Source organism: Chryseobacterium lacus, from assembly GCF_003336205.1.
Taxonomy (GTDB): domain Bacteria; phylum Bacteroidota; class Bacteroidia; order Flavobacteriales; family Weeksellaceae; genus Chryseobacterium_A; species Chryseobacterium_A lacus.
Genome location: NZ_QPIE01000005.1, coordinates 178,544 through 193,503 on the forward strand (window position 1 = coordinate 178,544; position 14,960 = coordinate 193,503).

Annotated in this window: 12 protein-coding genes; 4 read left to right on the forward strand and 8 right to left on the reverse strand. The window is 38.6% G+C overall.

Going from position 1 to position 14,960, the window contains the following annotated elements:
• Position 1: 1 nt before the first annotated feature.
• The 4 genes from DQ356_RS08025 (at position 2) to typA (ending at position 5,168) form a co-directional block, all read left to right on the forward strand.
• Positions 2–418, forward strand: a complete 417-nt coding sequence (locus DQ356_RS08025) for a hypothetical protein (RefSeq protein ID WP_114303961.1) — start codon at positions 2–4, stop codon at positions 416–418.
• A gap of 24 nt (positions 419–442) precedes the next feature.
• On the forward strand, positions 443–1,624 hold the full coding sequence (locus DQ356_RS08030; RefSeq protein WP_114303962.1) for an acetyl-CoA C-acyltransferase: 1,182 nt from the start codon (positions 443–445) through the stop codon (positions 1,622–1,624).
• A gap of 91 nt (positions 1,625–1,715) precedes the next feature.
• Complete coding sequence (locus DQ356_RS08035) at positions 1,716–3,206, forward strand: MFS transporter (protein ID WP_114303963.1); 1,491 nt, start codon at positions 1,716–1,718, stop codon at positions 3,204–3,206.
• 153 nt (positions 3,207–3,359) lie between these two features.
• Complete coding sequence (typA, locus tag DQ356_RS08040) at positions 3,360–5,168, forward strand: translational GTPase TypA (protein ID WP_114303964.1); 1,809 nt, start codon at positions 3,360–3,362, stop codon at positions 5,166–5,168.
• A gap of 232 nt (positions 5,169–5,400) precedes the next feature.
• Here typA and DQ356_RS08045 read toward each other — a convergent pair whose 3' ends face one another.
• From DQ356_RS08045 to DQ356_RS08080, 8 genes are all read right to left on the reverse strand, one after another.
• Positions 5,401–5,787, reverse strand: a complete 387-nt coding sequence (locus DQ356_RS08045; RefSeq protein ID WP_228420690.1) for a response regulator — start codon at positions 5,785–5,787, stop codon at positions 5,401–5,403.
• The gene (locus tag DQ356_RS08050; protein ID WP_114303965.1) at positions 5,787–6,353 is read right to left on the reverse strand and encodes a chemotaxis protein CheB; all 567 of its coding nucleotides are present in this window, start codon (positions 6,351–6,353) and stop codon (positions 5,787–5,789) included. Before DQ356_RS08050 ends, DQ356_RS08045 begins: the two co-directional genes overlap by 1 nt.
• 1 nt (position 6,354) lies before the next feature.
• Entirely contained in the window at positions 6,355–7,173 is an 819-nt protein-coding gene (locus DQ356_RS08055; RefSeq protein ID WP_114303966.1) for a CheR family methyltransferase, read from the reverse strand.
• Position 7,174: 1 nt separating this feature from the next.
• Positions 7,175–7,549 carry a response regulator gene (locus DQ356_RS08060; protein ID WP_114303967.1) on the reverse strand — a complete coding sequence of 125 codons (375 nt, stop codon included), beginning with the start codon at positions 7,547–7,549 and terminating at the stop codon, positions 7,175–7,177.
• 11 nt (positions 7,550–7,560) lie between these two features.
• On the reverse strand, positions 7,561–11,142 hold the full coding sequence (locus DQ356_RS08065; protein WP_114303968.1) for a response regulator: 3,582 nt from the start codon (positions 11,140–11,142) through the stop codon (positions 7,561–7,563).
• Between the two features lie 11 nt (positions 11,143–11,153).
• Entirely contained in the window at positions 11,154–12,281 is a 1,128-nt protein-coding gene (locus DQ356_RS08070; protein WP_114303969.1) for a hybrid sensor histidine kinase/response regulator, read from the reverse strand.
• A 108-nt stretch (positions 12,282–12,389) separates the two neighbouring features.
• Positions 12,390–14,156, reverse strand: coding sequence for a hypothetical protein (locus tag DQ356_RS08075; RefSeq protein ID WP_114303970.1), 1,767 nt, complete (start codon positions 14,154–14,156; stop codon positions 12,390–12,392).
• Positions 14,157–14,831 carry a type II restriction-modification system restriction endonuclease gene (locus tag DQ356_RS08080; RefSeq protein WP_114303971.1) on the reverse strand — a complete coding sequence of 225 codons (675 nt, stop codon included), beginning with the start codon at positions 14,829–14,831 and terminating at the stop codon, positions 14,157–14,159.
• Positions 14,832–14,960 lie beyond the last annotated feature (129 nt).

The following is a 14,960-nucleotide window of genomic DNA, read 5'->3' on the forward strand; positions in this document are numbered from 1 at the left end:
CATGAGTCATTTAAAATCTCTTTGCATTGTTGTTCTTTTGTTGGTATTTGGGAAAAGTACAGCACAGGATCAGCTGTTTTTCGATCCTGACGTTCCCACAAAATGTGCGATGATCAAAGAAGGTACTTTTGTTTCCAATATTTATCCGTCCTCGGAATGGACTATGACGGTGCACAAAGAAATACAAACGGAATTGTATGACAATGGAAAAAAGTTTGTCAAAATAATTCAGCATTTTAACGATGCTAATCCTTGTCAATATGAGCTTGTCGTTCTTGAAGATGCTGATCCTGATAACGGAATTTCGCCGGGAGATCATTTCGTTAATACCATTATCGCAACTCAGGGAGATTTAATTCAGTTAAAGTCAGAAAGTAAAGATAAAGGAGTCATCCTTGTATTAAAGAAAATAAAATAATCAATTTTTAAAATTTACAATAGAATGAAAGAAGTATTCATCGTTTCTGCAGTCAGAACGCCAATGGGAAGTTTTATGGGAAGTCTCGCATCTGTACCCGCTACAAAACTTGGCGCAACAGCCGTGAAAGGAGCATTGGACAGAATAAATATGGATCCTGCTTTGGTGCAAGAAATTTACATGGGAAATGTACTTCAGGCCGGCGAAGGCCAGGCTCCTGCAAGGCAGGTAGCGATAGGAGCAGGATTATCTACCGAAACTCCTGCCACCACCATTAATAAAGTTTGTGCATCGGGAATGAAAGCCGTAATGATGGCAACACAAGCAATAAAAGCTGGTGATGCCGATATTATTGTTGCCGGAGGAATGGAGAATATGTCGTCAGTTCCGCATTATTTTTCTGCAAGAAGTGCTACAAAATTAGGAGATGTCAAAATGCAGGACGGAATGGTGCTCGACGGATTGACGGATGTGTATAATAAAGTGCACATGGGAGTATGTGCCGAAAAATGTGCTGCCGAATATGAAATTTCCAGAGAAGATCAGGATAATTTCGCTGTAGAATCTTACAAGCGTTCCGCAAAAGCTTGGGATGATGGTAAATTCCAAAACGAAGTAGTTCCGGTAGAAATTCCACAGAGAAAAGGAGAACCCATTATTTTTGCTGAAGATGAAGAATATAAATCTGTTAATTTCGAGAGAATTTCAACGCTTCCTACTGTTTTCCAAAGAGAAAATGGAACAGTGACTGCCGCCAATGCTTCTACGCTGAACGACGGTGCTTCTGCACTTATTCTCGTTTCCAAAGAAAAAATGGAAGAATTGGGACTGAAGCCTTTGGCGAAAATTATTTCTTATGCTGATGCGGCCCACGAACCAGAATGGTTCACTACAGCACCTTCAAAAGCACTTCCGAAAGCACTGAAAAAAGCAAACATGGAAGTTTCAGATATTGATTTCTTTGAATTTAATGAGGCGTTTTCAGTAGTGGGATTAGCCAATAATAAAATTCTGGGACTGGATGCTGGAAAAGTAAATGTGAACGGCGGTGCAGTTTCTTTAGGACATCCGCTGGGGAGTTCAGGCTCAAGAATTATCGTAACGCTAATCAATGTTTTAAAGCAGAATAACGGACGATACGGTGCAGCAGCCATCTGTAACGGTGGAGGCGGAGCTTCTGCTATCGTGATTGAAAATATGCAGTAAAATAAACGAACGGCTCAGGAATAAACCATTAAGAATAAATAACACTATTTTTCTTAATGGTTTTTATATTTTTGTCTAAACAATTCCAAAAATGAAGGAAACAACAGCGTTGAAATCCAGCGGTATCAAAAACAATCCAAAAATAATGAAAGCCTGGGCCGTGTACGACTGGGCGAATTCGGTGTATTCATTAGTGATTACCTCAACAATTTTTCCGATTTATTATGCCATTTTAACAACGATTACTGAAAAGAAAGTATTTATAAAAGAAACAGGGCTTTGGATCGATGTTCCGGTTCGCCATAAAATTGAGATCTTTGGAAATACCTATCATCCGGATGCCGTGTACGGCTATTCACTCACTGTTTCTTTTTTTATTGTCGTCCTTCTTTCGCCGTTTTTGTCTTCACTTGCAGATACTATTGGTAATAAAAAATCTTTTCTTCAGTTTTTCTGTTATCTTGGAGCCACTTCATGTATGGGATTGGCCATGTTCACAGGAATGAATAACGTTTTCCTTGGGCTTCTGTTCAGTATTACAGCAAGTGTCGGGTTTTGGGGAAGTTTGGTGTTTTACAATTCTTTTCTCCCGGATATCGCTTCCAAAGATAAGCAGGATGCTTTGTCGGCCAGAGGATATGTTTATGGATATATTGGATCGGTGGTTTTGGTGATTATCTGTCTGGTTCTTATTATGTTCGTAGCCAAGAATGAAGAACAGAGGTTAATTTATACCCGCATTAGTTTCCTGCTTACGGGTGCTTGGTGGTTTGGATTTTCACAATATACCTTTAAGCATTTGCCACAATTTGGTAAAGTAAAAGACCAGTTGCCGAAAGACCTGGTGCTTTTAAACTATAAAAATATCTTCAACAAACATAAGGAACAAGGCGGTTTTTGGGTTGTTTTGAATGACAATATCAGCTTCTATAAAGACATAGGGAAACAAAGTTTTAAAGAACTTTTCAAAGTCGGGAGGCTTTTGTTTAAAGATACTAATCTGAAATTTTTCCTTTCCAGTTTCTTTTTTTACAGCGTGGGAATGCAGACGATTTTCCTCATGGCAACCCTTTTCGGGAAAAGCGAAATTAATCTCGATCAGGGTAAACTGATTGCCACACTTTTGGTGATTCAGATTGAAGCCATTTTGGGAGCTATCATTTTCTCCAGATTATCCAGAAGAATCGGAAACAAAAATGTAATTTCCATTACCGTAATTTTATGGATTGTTGCCTGTTTGTCAGCGTATTATCTGAATAAAGAAAACCCTTATGTTGAATATCAGTTTTACGGAGTTGCGGCCATCGTAGGCCTGGTGATGGGCGGCCTTCAGGCGATGTCGAGGTCTACTTATTCCAAACTTTTACCGGAAGAAAGCAATGACAATACCACGTATTTCAGTTTTTATGACGTCCTGGAAAAGTTCGCCATCATCCTCGGAACTTTTATTTTTGCTACGCTGATTGAGAAGTTCGACAACATGCGTTACGCAGCACTTTCGATGACTTTTTTCTTTGCAATCGGTTTGGTATTGATCCGTTTTGTAAAATTGAATGCACTGAAAGACAAAGATGCTTTGTAAATCGGTTGTTTACTTAACATAAACTTAGAGATATTCTGCGAATGTTTCACAAAAAATAGAAACCTCTAATTAAAGTTGTCAAAAAGTTATTTTTTCAAGATTTTTTTATCAATTCATTAAAAAACACTATTTTTGCACCCGTAAAAATCCTTTATGCAAAATATTAGAAATATTGCGATTATCGCACACGTTGACCATGGAAAAACCACACTGGTCGACAAAATCATTCACGCCACCAGCATCTTCAGAGAAAATCAGGAATCCGGAGAACTCATCATGGATAACAATGACCTGGAACGCGAACGTGGAATTACCATTCTCTCCAAGAATATTTCCGTTACCTATAAAGATACTAAAATTAATGTCATCGATACTCCCGGTCACGCCGATTTCGGTGGTGAGGTAGAAAGAGTATTGAAAATGGCAGACGGCGTTTTACTTTTGGTAGATGCCTTCGAAGGCCCGATGCCGCAAACACGTTTCGTTCTGCAGAAAGCTTTGGAGCTAGGTCTGAGACCAGTTGTGGTCATCAATAAAGTAGACAAACCGAACTGTCGTCCAGATGAAGTTCATGATCAGGTTTTCGATCTCTTCTTCAATCTGAATGCAACCGAAGAGCAATTGGATTTCCCGACTTTTTATGGTTCATCAAAACAGGGCTGGTTCAACACCTCACTTACACCTGCAGAAAATATATTCCCGTTGTTGGACGGAATTTTAGAGTACGTTCCAGCACCTGAAGCCAAAGAAGGCCCGCTTAGAATGCAGATTACTTCTTTGGATTTCTCTTCTTTTTTAGGAAGAATTGCCATCGGAAAAATCACTCAGGGTTCCGTGAAAGAATCAGAATGGATTGGCCTTGCGCAGGAAGACGGCAAAATTGTAAAAGGAAAAGTAAAAGAATTATACGTGTTTGAAGGTCTTGGCAAAAAGAAAGTTCAGGAAGTGAAAGCCGGAGACATCTGTGCCATCGTTGGTTTCGACAAGTTCCAGATCGGTGATTCATTTGTGGATTTAGAAAATCCGGATCCGTTGCCAAGAACAGCAATTGATGAACCGACTTTGAACATGACGTTCTCCATCAATAACTCTCCGTTTTTTGGTAAGGACGGTAAATATGTGACTTCTAATCACCTGAAAGAAAGGTTGATGAAGGAACTTGAGAAAAACTTAGCCTTAAGAGTAGAACCTACAGCAGATGCCAATACGTTTTTGGTATTCGGAAGAGGAATCCTTCACCTTTCCGTACTTATCGAAACGATGAGAAGAGAAGGCTACGAGATGACCATCGGTCAGCCGCAGGTTATTTTAAAAGAAATTGACGGCGTTAAATGTGAGCCTTACGAAAGTATGGTAGTTGATGTTCCTGAAGAATATGCTTCAAGAGTGATCGATTTGGCTACGCAACGAAAAGGTGATCTTCACATCATGGAGACCAAAGGCGAAATGCAGCACATGGAATTTGAAATTCCTTCCAGAGGATTGATCGGTTTGCGTTCACAAATGTTGACTGCAACGGCAGGTGAAGCGATTATGGCACACCGTTTTATCGACTACAAACCTTTCAAAGGCTCTATTCCGGGAAGAAATAATGGTGTTCTGATCAGCAAAACTCAAGGTCCGGCCACGGAATATTCTATCGCAAAATTACAGGACAGAGGTAAATTCTTCGTAGATCCGGGTGAGGAAGTTTATACAGGAATGATCATCGGTGAACAAAATAAACCCGGCGATTTAGTCGTCAATATTGTAGAAGCCAAGCAGCTGAACAACATGCGCGCTTCCGGTAAAGATAAAGATACCGGAGTCGCACCAAAGATTTTGTTCTCTCTGGAAGAATGTATGGAATACATTCAGGCAGATGAAGCCATTGAAGTAACACCGAACTTCATCAGAATGCGGAAAAAAGTACTCTCCGAAGAAGACAGAAAACGCGCAGAAAGAATGGCAAAATCTGAATAATCGTCGAATCATTCAGTAATCAAAATAATAAAACCGTTTCGTAGTGAAGCGGTTTTTTTTAGATGTAAAAAACAAGGAAACAATCAAATTGCAAATTTTCCATCACTTAATCAAAATATTCTATTTGGTTGTCTTTAATGTCTGTGATATTGAAAACGAAAAATGGTTTTTCGTCCATCTTGTTTGGCTCCTGACTTTAGAGAAGAAAATCGAGTCGACAAAGGTTTGTTTTCTATTTTGCTACAGATTCTGTATGTTTTTTTACGATGGTTTCAAAGAAATCAATATCGAAAGGTTTTGCCAGATAATCGTTGGCTCCTGCTTCTGCAGCCAGTTCTTCGATGTTGCTGTTGGCAGAGAAGTAAACGACAGGAATGTCTTTAAGTTGGTCATTTGCTTTCAGAAGTCGAGTAGCTTCGATACCGCTAATATCCGGAAGCCAGTTATCCATGAAAATCAAATCAGGCATATAATCGGCTACTTGGTCTTCAATCCCGTTGGTCGTGGGAGAGGTTTTCACTTCACACCCCAAATCTTCGAGGATTTCCGTGCACATCTCCAGGATTTCGAGGTTGTCATCAAAAATAAAAACTTTCTTTTGCATGTTGTTGTTCATCATTATGTGTTGAGATTGTTGATATAGGAAGCCATTTCTTCGGTATCGAGAATGGCATCGGTTTCTACATGTTCCATTGCATATTCAGGCATAAAACTCACCGCTGCGGAAGTTGGTTTTTGAACAATGACGGTGCCCTCTTTTTGTTTTACTTTTTGCAGCCCGGAAGTACCGTCATTATTGGCACCGGAAAGCAATAAACAGACCAGATTTTCCTTATAAACCTGAGCTGCGCTTTCAAAAACAACATCAATAGAAGGGCGGGAGAAATTCACTTTTTCCGAAGCATCGAGCGAGAAAGTCCTGTTGTTTTCGATGAGTACATGATAATTGGGCGGTGCAATATACACCGTTGTTGGCCGAATCGTTTCCTTTTCTTCAATTTCTTTTACCGGAAGCTGGGTTTTTGCAGAAAGCAGATCGGTGAGGATACTGTCTTTTCCGGGTTTGCGGTGCATCACAATGATGACAGGAAATGAAAGCTCAGGATTCAGTTCCGGCAATACTTTCAAAAGTACATCCAGACTGCCTGCGGAACCTCCTATTACCAATGCTTCACATGCCTTCATATCAATGAATTTTGCGCCAAATTTTTACGCCTTTCAGGCGTTCATAGTTTTTGGAAACGCGGGAGAAATCTAACGTTTCCTTTGTTCCTAATGCCAGATATCCAAATTGCTGAAGGCTGCCGTCAAAAAGCTCGAAGACTTTATCCTGCAGTGGCCGGTCGAAATAAATCACCACATTGCGGCAAAGAATCAGCTGGAATTCGTTAAATGAATGATCGGTGACCAGATTATGAGTGGAGAAAATAATCTTGGATTTCAACTCATCATTCAGTTTTCCCAGAGAATAATTGGCGGTATAATAATCTGAAAAATTGGCGCTTCCACCTGCAGCGATATAATTTTCAGTATACAGTTTTATTTTGCTCAGCGGAATCATGGCCTGAGCAGCGTTTTCAAGCACAGCACTGTTGATGTCGGTAGCGTAAATCAGAGATTTGTGAAGCAGATTGAGTTCCTTCAGAAAAATAGCTACAGAGTAGGCTTCTTCCCCGGTGCTGCATCCCGCAATCCAGATTCTGATAAAAGGATAGGTACCCAGACGGGGCATAATTTCTGTTCTCAGCGTTTTGTGAAACTCAGGATCGCGGAACATTTCAGTCACATTGATGGTGATCTGCTCCAGAAAACGGTTGAAATAACCCGGCTCAGTTCTGATTTTATAACGGTATTCTGCAAAACTTACAAAACCATCCAGCTCATAAAGCCGCACAATTCTCCGTTTCAGCGAAGCCCGTGAATATCCCGTGAAATCATAACCATAGATTTCAAGAATATCGGAAAGCAGGGTTTCTATATGTTCGTCATTACGCTCAGAATTCACTTTATTTCATTAAATCATTAAGAAGAATCAAAAGCTCGTCCACATTTACCGGTTTCGAAAGATAACCGTCTGCGCCGGCGGCCATACATTTTTCCCGGTCTCCCATCATGGCCTGTGCTGTAATAGCGATAACAGGAATTCCTGATAGTTTTTCGTCATTTTTAATTTGCGCGATGGCTTCATATCCGTCCATCTGAGGCATCATCATATCCATCAGCACGACACTGATGTTTTTATTTTCTGCCAGCATTTCCAGTCCTTCTCTTGCGCTTAGTGCAGCGATACAGTTGTATTTTCTGGCTTTCAGAACAGCACTGAGTGCAAATATATTTTTGTTGTCATCATCAATGATGAGAATTTCTTTTTCGTTCTTCATACACTGTTTTTTTAAATTTTATCGTACAGCCAAACCCTCAGTAAGGAAATGAGTTGGTCAATATCAACAGGTTTTGAAATATAATCTGAAGCTCCTGCGGTGATGCATTTTTCGCGGTCGCCCATCATCGCTTTGGAAGTAACAGCCAAGATAGGAAGATTTCTGAACTGCGCATTGTTCCGGATTTCCATAATGGTTTCATAACCGTCCATTTCAGGCATCATCATATCCATTAAAACCACATCTATGTCCGGATTTTTATTCAGAATATCGAGTGCTTCTTTACCATCCATTGCCGGTAATATTTTCATACCGTGACCTTCCAGTGCTTTTGTGAGGGAAAATATATTTCGCACATCATCATCGGCAATCAATACCGTTTTATCTTTCAGGATATTCCGCAATTCTCCTCCAAACTCGGAACCTGATTTTCTTTCATTCTTTTTCCTGTTTTTTTCTTCTACGAGATGAAGGAAAAGTCCGGCTTCATCCAGAATTCGCTGATAGGAATAGGCGGTTTTTACAACGATAGAATCCGCATATTTTTTAATTCTGTTTTCTTCACCTTTAGAAAGGTTTTTTCCTGTGAATACGATGATGGGAAGCTGTTCAAGTCCTTCGGTTTGCTTAATAGTTTCCAGGGTTTCATACGCCGTTCGGTCAGGAACGCCCATATCCAAGATTACACAATCAATTTCTTTTTTATGTAAAGAGTCTATACTGTCAGAAATATTCCCGGCAACATCGGTTACGATGTTATTGGCGGATAAAAAATAACTTAAGGCTTTGGCGTGCTGTTCGTTTTCTTCTACAATCAGCACTTTCTTTGGCGAACGCGTCAGAACATCCTCAAGTTTTGTAAATATTTCCTGCATCTGCTCCAAGGCAAAAGGTTTGTCGATAAAATCTACGGCACCGCGCAGCAGACTTTCCTGTTTGAATTTCATGGAAGACATGATGTGCACGGGAATCGGTTTCGTATCAGGGTCGGATTTTAGTGCTTCCATCACCTGCCAACCGTCCATTACGGGCAATTGAATATCGAGCAGAATCGCAAGGGGTTGATATTGCTTAGCCATTTCAATACCGCTGTCGCCGCGTACGGCAACGAGTACTTTGTACCCTTTAGTTCTGGAATAATCGAGAAGAATTTTGGCAAAAGCTGTATCGTCTTCTATAATCAGAATCACTTTATCTCCTTGCTGAATATCATCCCGGTCATCCTCCACAGGAGGCGGAATTCTGTCTGAAATAAATCTTTTCGGCTGTTCAGAGGTATCTTGAACAGGAATCTTGGGAAGGGAATTTTTTGAGTCATCGTGAAAAGCGATTTTTTCAGCATGAGGATTCACCGGAATAATGAGCGTGAATTCGCTTCCTTCGCCAACGGTGCTTTTCAGCTGAATTTCTCCACCCAGCAATCTTGCCAATTCGCGGCTGATGGAAAGCCCCAATCCGGTGCCTCCATATTTACGCTGTGTAGAACCATCCGCTTGTTGGAACGCTTCGAAAACCATTCTGATTTTATTCTTAGGAATCCCGATTCCGGTATCGATCACTTTGAAATGTACTTCCTGTTGTTTTTCATCACCGGAAATATGTAGCGTAATACTTCCGTGAGAGGTAAACTTGATCGCATTAGACAGGAGGTTTTTCAGAATTTGTTCGATACGGAGTTTATCTGTATGAATTATCGATGCCGTTCCTGGATCTGTTATTACATGAAAATCTAATTTTTTTTCTTTAGTTAAAGGCAAAAACAGTTGATGCATATCAGAAGTGATCTCTTCTACTGGAATGTCTTCCATTTCCAAGGTCATTTTTCCGGCTTCAATCTTAGAAAGATCCAATATTTCGTCGATAAGAGTCAGTAATCCCTGCCCTGAACTTTGCATTACCTCTGCATATTCTATATATTGAGGATCGAGATCTTCGCTTTCTGTCATCAGTCTGGATAGCAATAAAATAGAATTCAGAGGCGTACGAAGTTCATGCGACATGTTCGCCAAAAATTCCGACTTGTATTTGGTACTTTGTTCTAAGTCGAGGGATTTCTGCTGAATCTCAATATTTCGCTGTTCGATAAGCGCGTTTTTTTCTTCGAGAAGACTGGTTCTTTCTTCCAATTCCTGATTGCTTTGGAGGAGTTCTTCCTGCTGCACCCGCAATTCTTCTTCCGAAGCCAGAAGTTTCTGCGATTGTACCTCTAATTCCTCATTGATGTTTTCCAGTTCTGTATGCTGGGTTTGCAGTTCTTCCGATTGCGCCTGTGTTTCTTCCAGTAATTCCTGAAGTTTAATTCTGTTGAGCGTGCTGTGGAAAGCCAAGCCGATACTTCCGGCTGCTGATGATAAAAATTCCAGCTGTTGTGGAGTATATTCATCTATCGAGCCCAGTTCTAACACACCGATAGGAATGGAGTGCCGCGTAATAGGAATCGCAAAAATAGTTTTGGGTTTGGTTTGTCCGCTGGCATAACTGATGGTCATTTCATGATCAGGAATCTGCTGCAACAGAATTTCCTTTCCAGTAAGGAATGCTTCACCAACAATTCCTTCGCCAATTTTCAGAATTTTCTTTTTATCGGATGCTAGCGCATAACTTCCGGCCAGATGCAGATGGTTGTCTTCCTGCAGCAAATAAATAGCGGCAACCCGGCTTCCGGTATTTTGGGTAACATGATCTAAAATATCGCGGGCAAGGTCTTCAATGCTTTTTTCGCCCATCATGCGGTCGTTCAGTTTTGCACTGGTGGAACCAAGCCATTCTTTATCCTCAAGAATAGCAAAAGAAGTCTTCAGCGACTGTGACATCCGAAGAAGAGGATCGGCTACATTGCCAAGGCTTTCATGGATTTTTTGATCTGCTAAGATATCATAATCGCCATTGGAAATTTTCGTGGCTACTTTTTCTATTGCGACCAGGCGAATTTCTGTTTCTTCGTTTTTCAGTTCCAGTTCTTGGGTAAGTTTGCTTTTTTCATTATAATCCTGAGAAATCCTTCGGAAGAAAATAAGGGTAATGGTAATGGCTAGTAAAGCAGAAAGCACGATAAGCATGGGAGTGTAAGAAGCGAAGGTATCCATTTTCTCGGTGCGCTGTTTCAGCACTTGTTGCTCTTCGTTCTGCATCGTGGTAATAGTATTCCGGATGTCATCCATGTATTTTTTTCCTTGCAGCAGATTTTCGCTTGTCACCGGAGTTCTATTTTTCTTATAGTTCAGGTTTTCATCAAGAATTTTAAGCCTTGTTTCTGCTGCAGCCTGTAACAGTTCCATATTTTTCGACTGGGCGGAAGTTTGGCTCACTTCTGAATAAAGTACATCAAGACTTTTGCTTATTTTATCTTTGGTTTGATAATAAGGATCCAAAAATCGTTCATCACCAGTAAGGATGTATCCCCGCTGTGCCGATTCAGCATCAGCCACCTGAGAGTATATTTCATCCAGATTATTGATTATTTGATTACTATGGCGAACCATCGCAGAACTGTCGATCAGATTATTGATGCTGATGAAGGAAGCCAGGGAACTCATAAATAAAAGGAGCAACGATATTCCCAGCCCGTATAACAGATTATTCTTAAAATTCATAGTTGAGTGTGTTAATTTTGATCCTTTTCAGGAGATGATGTTGGGATATAAAAATAAAACTCGGAACCTTCGCCCAAAGTGCTTTTTACTCCGATTTTCCCATGATGCCTTTCGATAATTTCTTTGCAGATATACAACCCTATTCCCAATCCCTGAAAACGTTCGGACGTTTCTTCAATTCTGTAAAATTTATCAAAAATAGATTTCTGATGTTCTTCCGCCATCCCGATTCCAAAATCTCTTACCGAAAAATATACATCATTTCCACATTTTGTGGATGTTACATGAAGTTCTTCACTGTCCGGAGAATATTTGATGGCGTTGGTAATAAAGTTGATGAGCACCTGTTCTATGCGCATTTCATCACCATAAATTTCAGTGCCTACATTTCCTTTCCTGATGATTTTAACCTGAGGATTTGCCTGTTGCATTTCCTCCAGAAGCTGGTCTAAAAGGGGGTCTACGGAAAAATATTTCATATTAAACTTCAGTTTGCCGCTTTCTATTTTTGAAATATCCAACAAATCCGCAACCAACAGACTCAGTTTTTCTACTTGATTCTGCACCTTTTGCAGACGGATTTTCGCAGTGCTGAGATCATTTTTATCCAAACTGCGTTCCAAAAGCTGGATGTATCCATTGATGGTTGTCAGCGGAGTTTTCAACTCATGACTGGCGATACTGATAAACTCATCTTTTTTTCGTTCAGCTTCTTTCCGGAACTCTATTTCTTCGCGCAGCGTGGTTTGCATTTCGTTCAATGCACGGCTTTGTTCATAGATGCGATAAAAGGTTTTCACTTTTAGCAGAAGAATGTTCATATCCACAGGCTTGCTGATGTAGTCGAGTCCGCCGGAGGAATATCCTTTGGTAATGAGGTGAACATTAGCGCTGGCTGCGGAAAGAAAAATAATAGCGGTTTCTTTGGCTCTGCTGTATCCTGAAATGGCTTCAGCTACTTCAAAGCCGTCCATTCCCGGCATTTGAACATCCAAAATAATAAGAACGTAAGATTTTTTCAGAATTTTTCTTAAGGCTTCCTCTCCGGACGATGCCGTATCTACTTCGAAATCATTTTTCTCTAGTACTTTCTTTAAGGATATAATATTTTCGGGAGCATCATCTACAATCAGAATCATAGAAAAACAGTTTATAAATTGAGTGAACAACCAAAGATAAACATTTTGGGTGGAACTGCAAAGGCTATGAACGTGCTTAGAAAAATAAATTGTTAAAAGTAGATTACTTTAAAATAGTTGCATTTGTCCTGTTTTGCTGGGTTGCAATTTTTCTATAAAATCTTCCCATAAATCTAAAGTCAGATTGAATTTATGAACTTTATTGATGTGGTTAAGCGCAGTTTGTAATTCTGATTTCTTAATATTTTTACCCAACTCCAACAGATCCATTCGCATTAAAACGTCTTTTGTAAACATCCTTTTTGCATCTGAAAAAGTGATTGATTGCAGAAATTGAACGTTGATTTCAGAATTAAGTAATAACAAAGTGTAAACAGCAAACTCCAACTTATCAAATCCAAGAAAATAGCAAGTGTCATCCAACATTAAAGGTTTTTCATTTTGAGGTAATATTAAAGTAAAATGAAAAGTTTTATAAAGTCCGGAGATAGCAACTTTGTAAGGTTTAAAAGAATAATCTCCTATTCCAAAAATGGAAAATGGAGGTTTGTTATTGTAGATGGATGATTTTCTACCATTAAAAACGTCTTGATGTTCTGTTAAATATTGATATGTTTTTGGATAATCATATTTGATATAATTGGTTTCTTGTCCTACTTTTTTTTGTGTTATGATGGTGAATTTTCTTGATTCTGAAACAACTGTATTTTTTAGATCTGAGCTTTTTAAAAGCCCATAAACTAAATCATTTTCTAATTTTATTTCTTTTTTAAGGCCGTTTACAAAATGTCCGTTTATTCTATCCAATTCCATGATGGAGGAACAATCGTGCTTTATGCCTTGTCTCCATTCAAAATTACAAGTTCCATCAATTTGTTGTGTTTTAAAATACGTATCGATGTTTGAAACAAATTTTCCTTTTATCCAGCCAAATCTTTTTCCTGATTTATCAGAATCATATAAATTCAATTCCTCACATTCAAATTCTGGTTCACTTTTCAACTTACAGGTAAAAAGAGAAGCTTCTACCGATACATCAAATTCTTTTTTACAATCAATGTAATATCGTTCGATTTCGGAAATTTGAAATTTATTGATGTTTTGCTCGTAAACAATATTTTTAATTACAGAATTTTTAATCAATAGCGCTAAATGACCTTTCATTTTCTGGAAAGTCTCAATGAGGTCTAAGGTAATAAATTCTGCAATGTCAAAGTTTCCTTTTCCTGTTATTGCATCAAGTCCGTTATGATTTTTGAAATTTCGCTTCTTCGGTAAATTTTTTGAATTTAGACTACCCAATTGTGAGTTGGTAACCCAAGGTGGATTTCCGATTATTAGAATTTCTTTCTCTGCATGTTCTTTCGCTAAGTGCTTGAAATTATAGTCAAAAACACTACTGTGAATGATGGAAATTACAGGTTTTTTTTCACGAGGATTTTGTAGGTAAAAGTCGATAATATTGAATTTACATTCCCAAATATAAGGTTTGTAAATCTCTATTCCATAGATGTTTTCTGCACTATTAAACTGTTGGATAGATGCCAAAATGAAATTTCCCTTTCCGCAAGTGGGTTCAATAATAATTTGTGGCAAACTGTTTTTGCTCCCTAAAATTTTAGCGGCATTCTTTGCTAGATTTAAATTGGTTTGAAAATCTCCGTATTCGGTTCTGTCAGGCTCAGAAATGCTGTTTTGGTTTTCAAAAATAGCAATGATTAAACTTTTTAATTCCTCCTCTGTTTCAAAAAAATCAATAATGCCAAAAGATTTGAAAAGCAAATTATTAGCTTCTTTCAAAGACACGCTTTTTTTTAGATTATCCTTTAAATAATCTAAAACAGAATGAGTTATATTTGCTTCAAAGATTTGCATTTATGTTGGTTTATTGTAGCTTATTATTTTATTAATTCCCTGAATATCATCAGTTAAAGCGACGATCCTTTGATATTGTAATCTCCATTGCAAAGCATTGGAAATGGTCAGGTAACCTTGTTCTGGCGGTGTTTGCAAAATTTGTTCTGCAACTTTAGCTAATGTTATGTCGTCCGCAGGAATATTTTTGTCCTGCAAATAAGCAATAATGTCCGCTTCGTTTGCTCCGTCTTTTACCATTTCACGTAAGCGATACGTTGTTGTATAATCTGCGGTTCGTTCTTTGTGAACAAAAGAGCAACTTACAAAATTTAAAATTGCTGTTTGTGTTGTGGGGTCGTCAGTTTTATCGTAAACAAAAACAAGTAAATTATAACCTAATCCGAAAATTTTTTGCTTCGCATCTTTGAATGGACAAGATGATTGAGGTTGTCTGATGGAGGTAACTTTAATGTCAGTTTGAATATCATCAGAAGGCAAGTCGATACCTCTTGCAGAAGAACCGACTAAAACTTCATATTTATTATTAAGATGCATTTGAAATTGATGTTCAATGAGTGTTCCTACAGCTTTTCCGTCTGTAACTCCATAAAGTTCTTTGTGTTGAAATTTTGATTGTTCAACACAGAATATTTGAGCTTCTTCAATTAACTTTTCAATCGTTAGTTTTTCCACACTATTTTCCTTTAATTTGATCGTGATTCTATATGTTTAACATTGCTGTTTTGTTGGGTAAAAATACAATTTAATTCAGGTGGTTTTTTGTAAAACATAATAATTTGCACGAGTAGAATCAAATAAAAA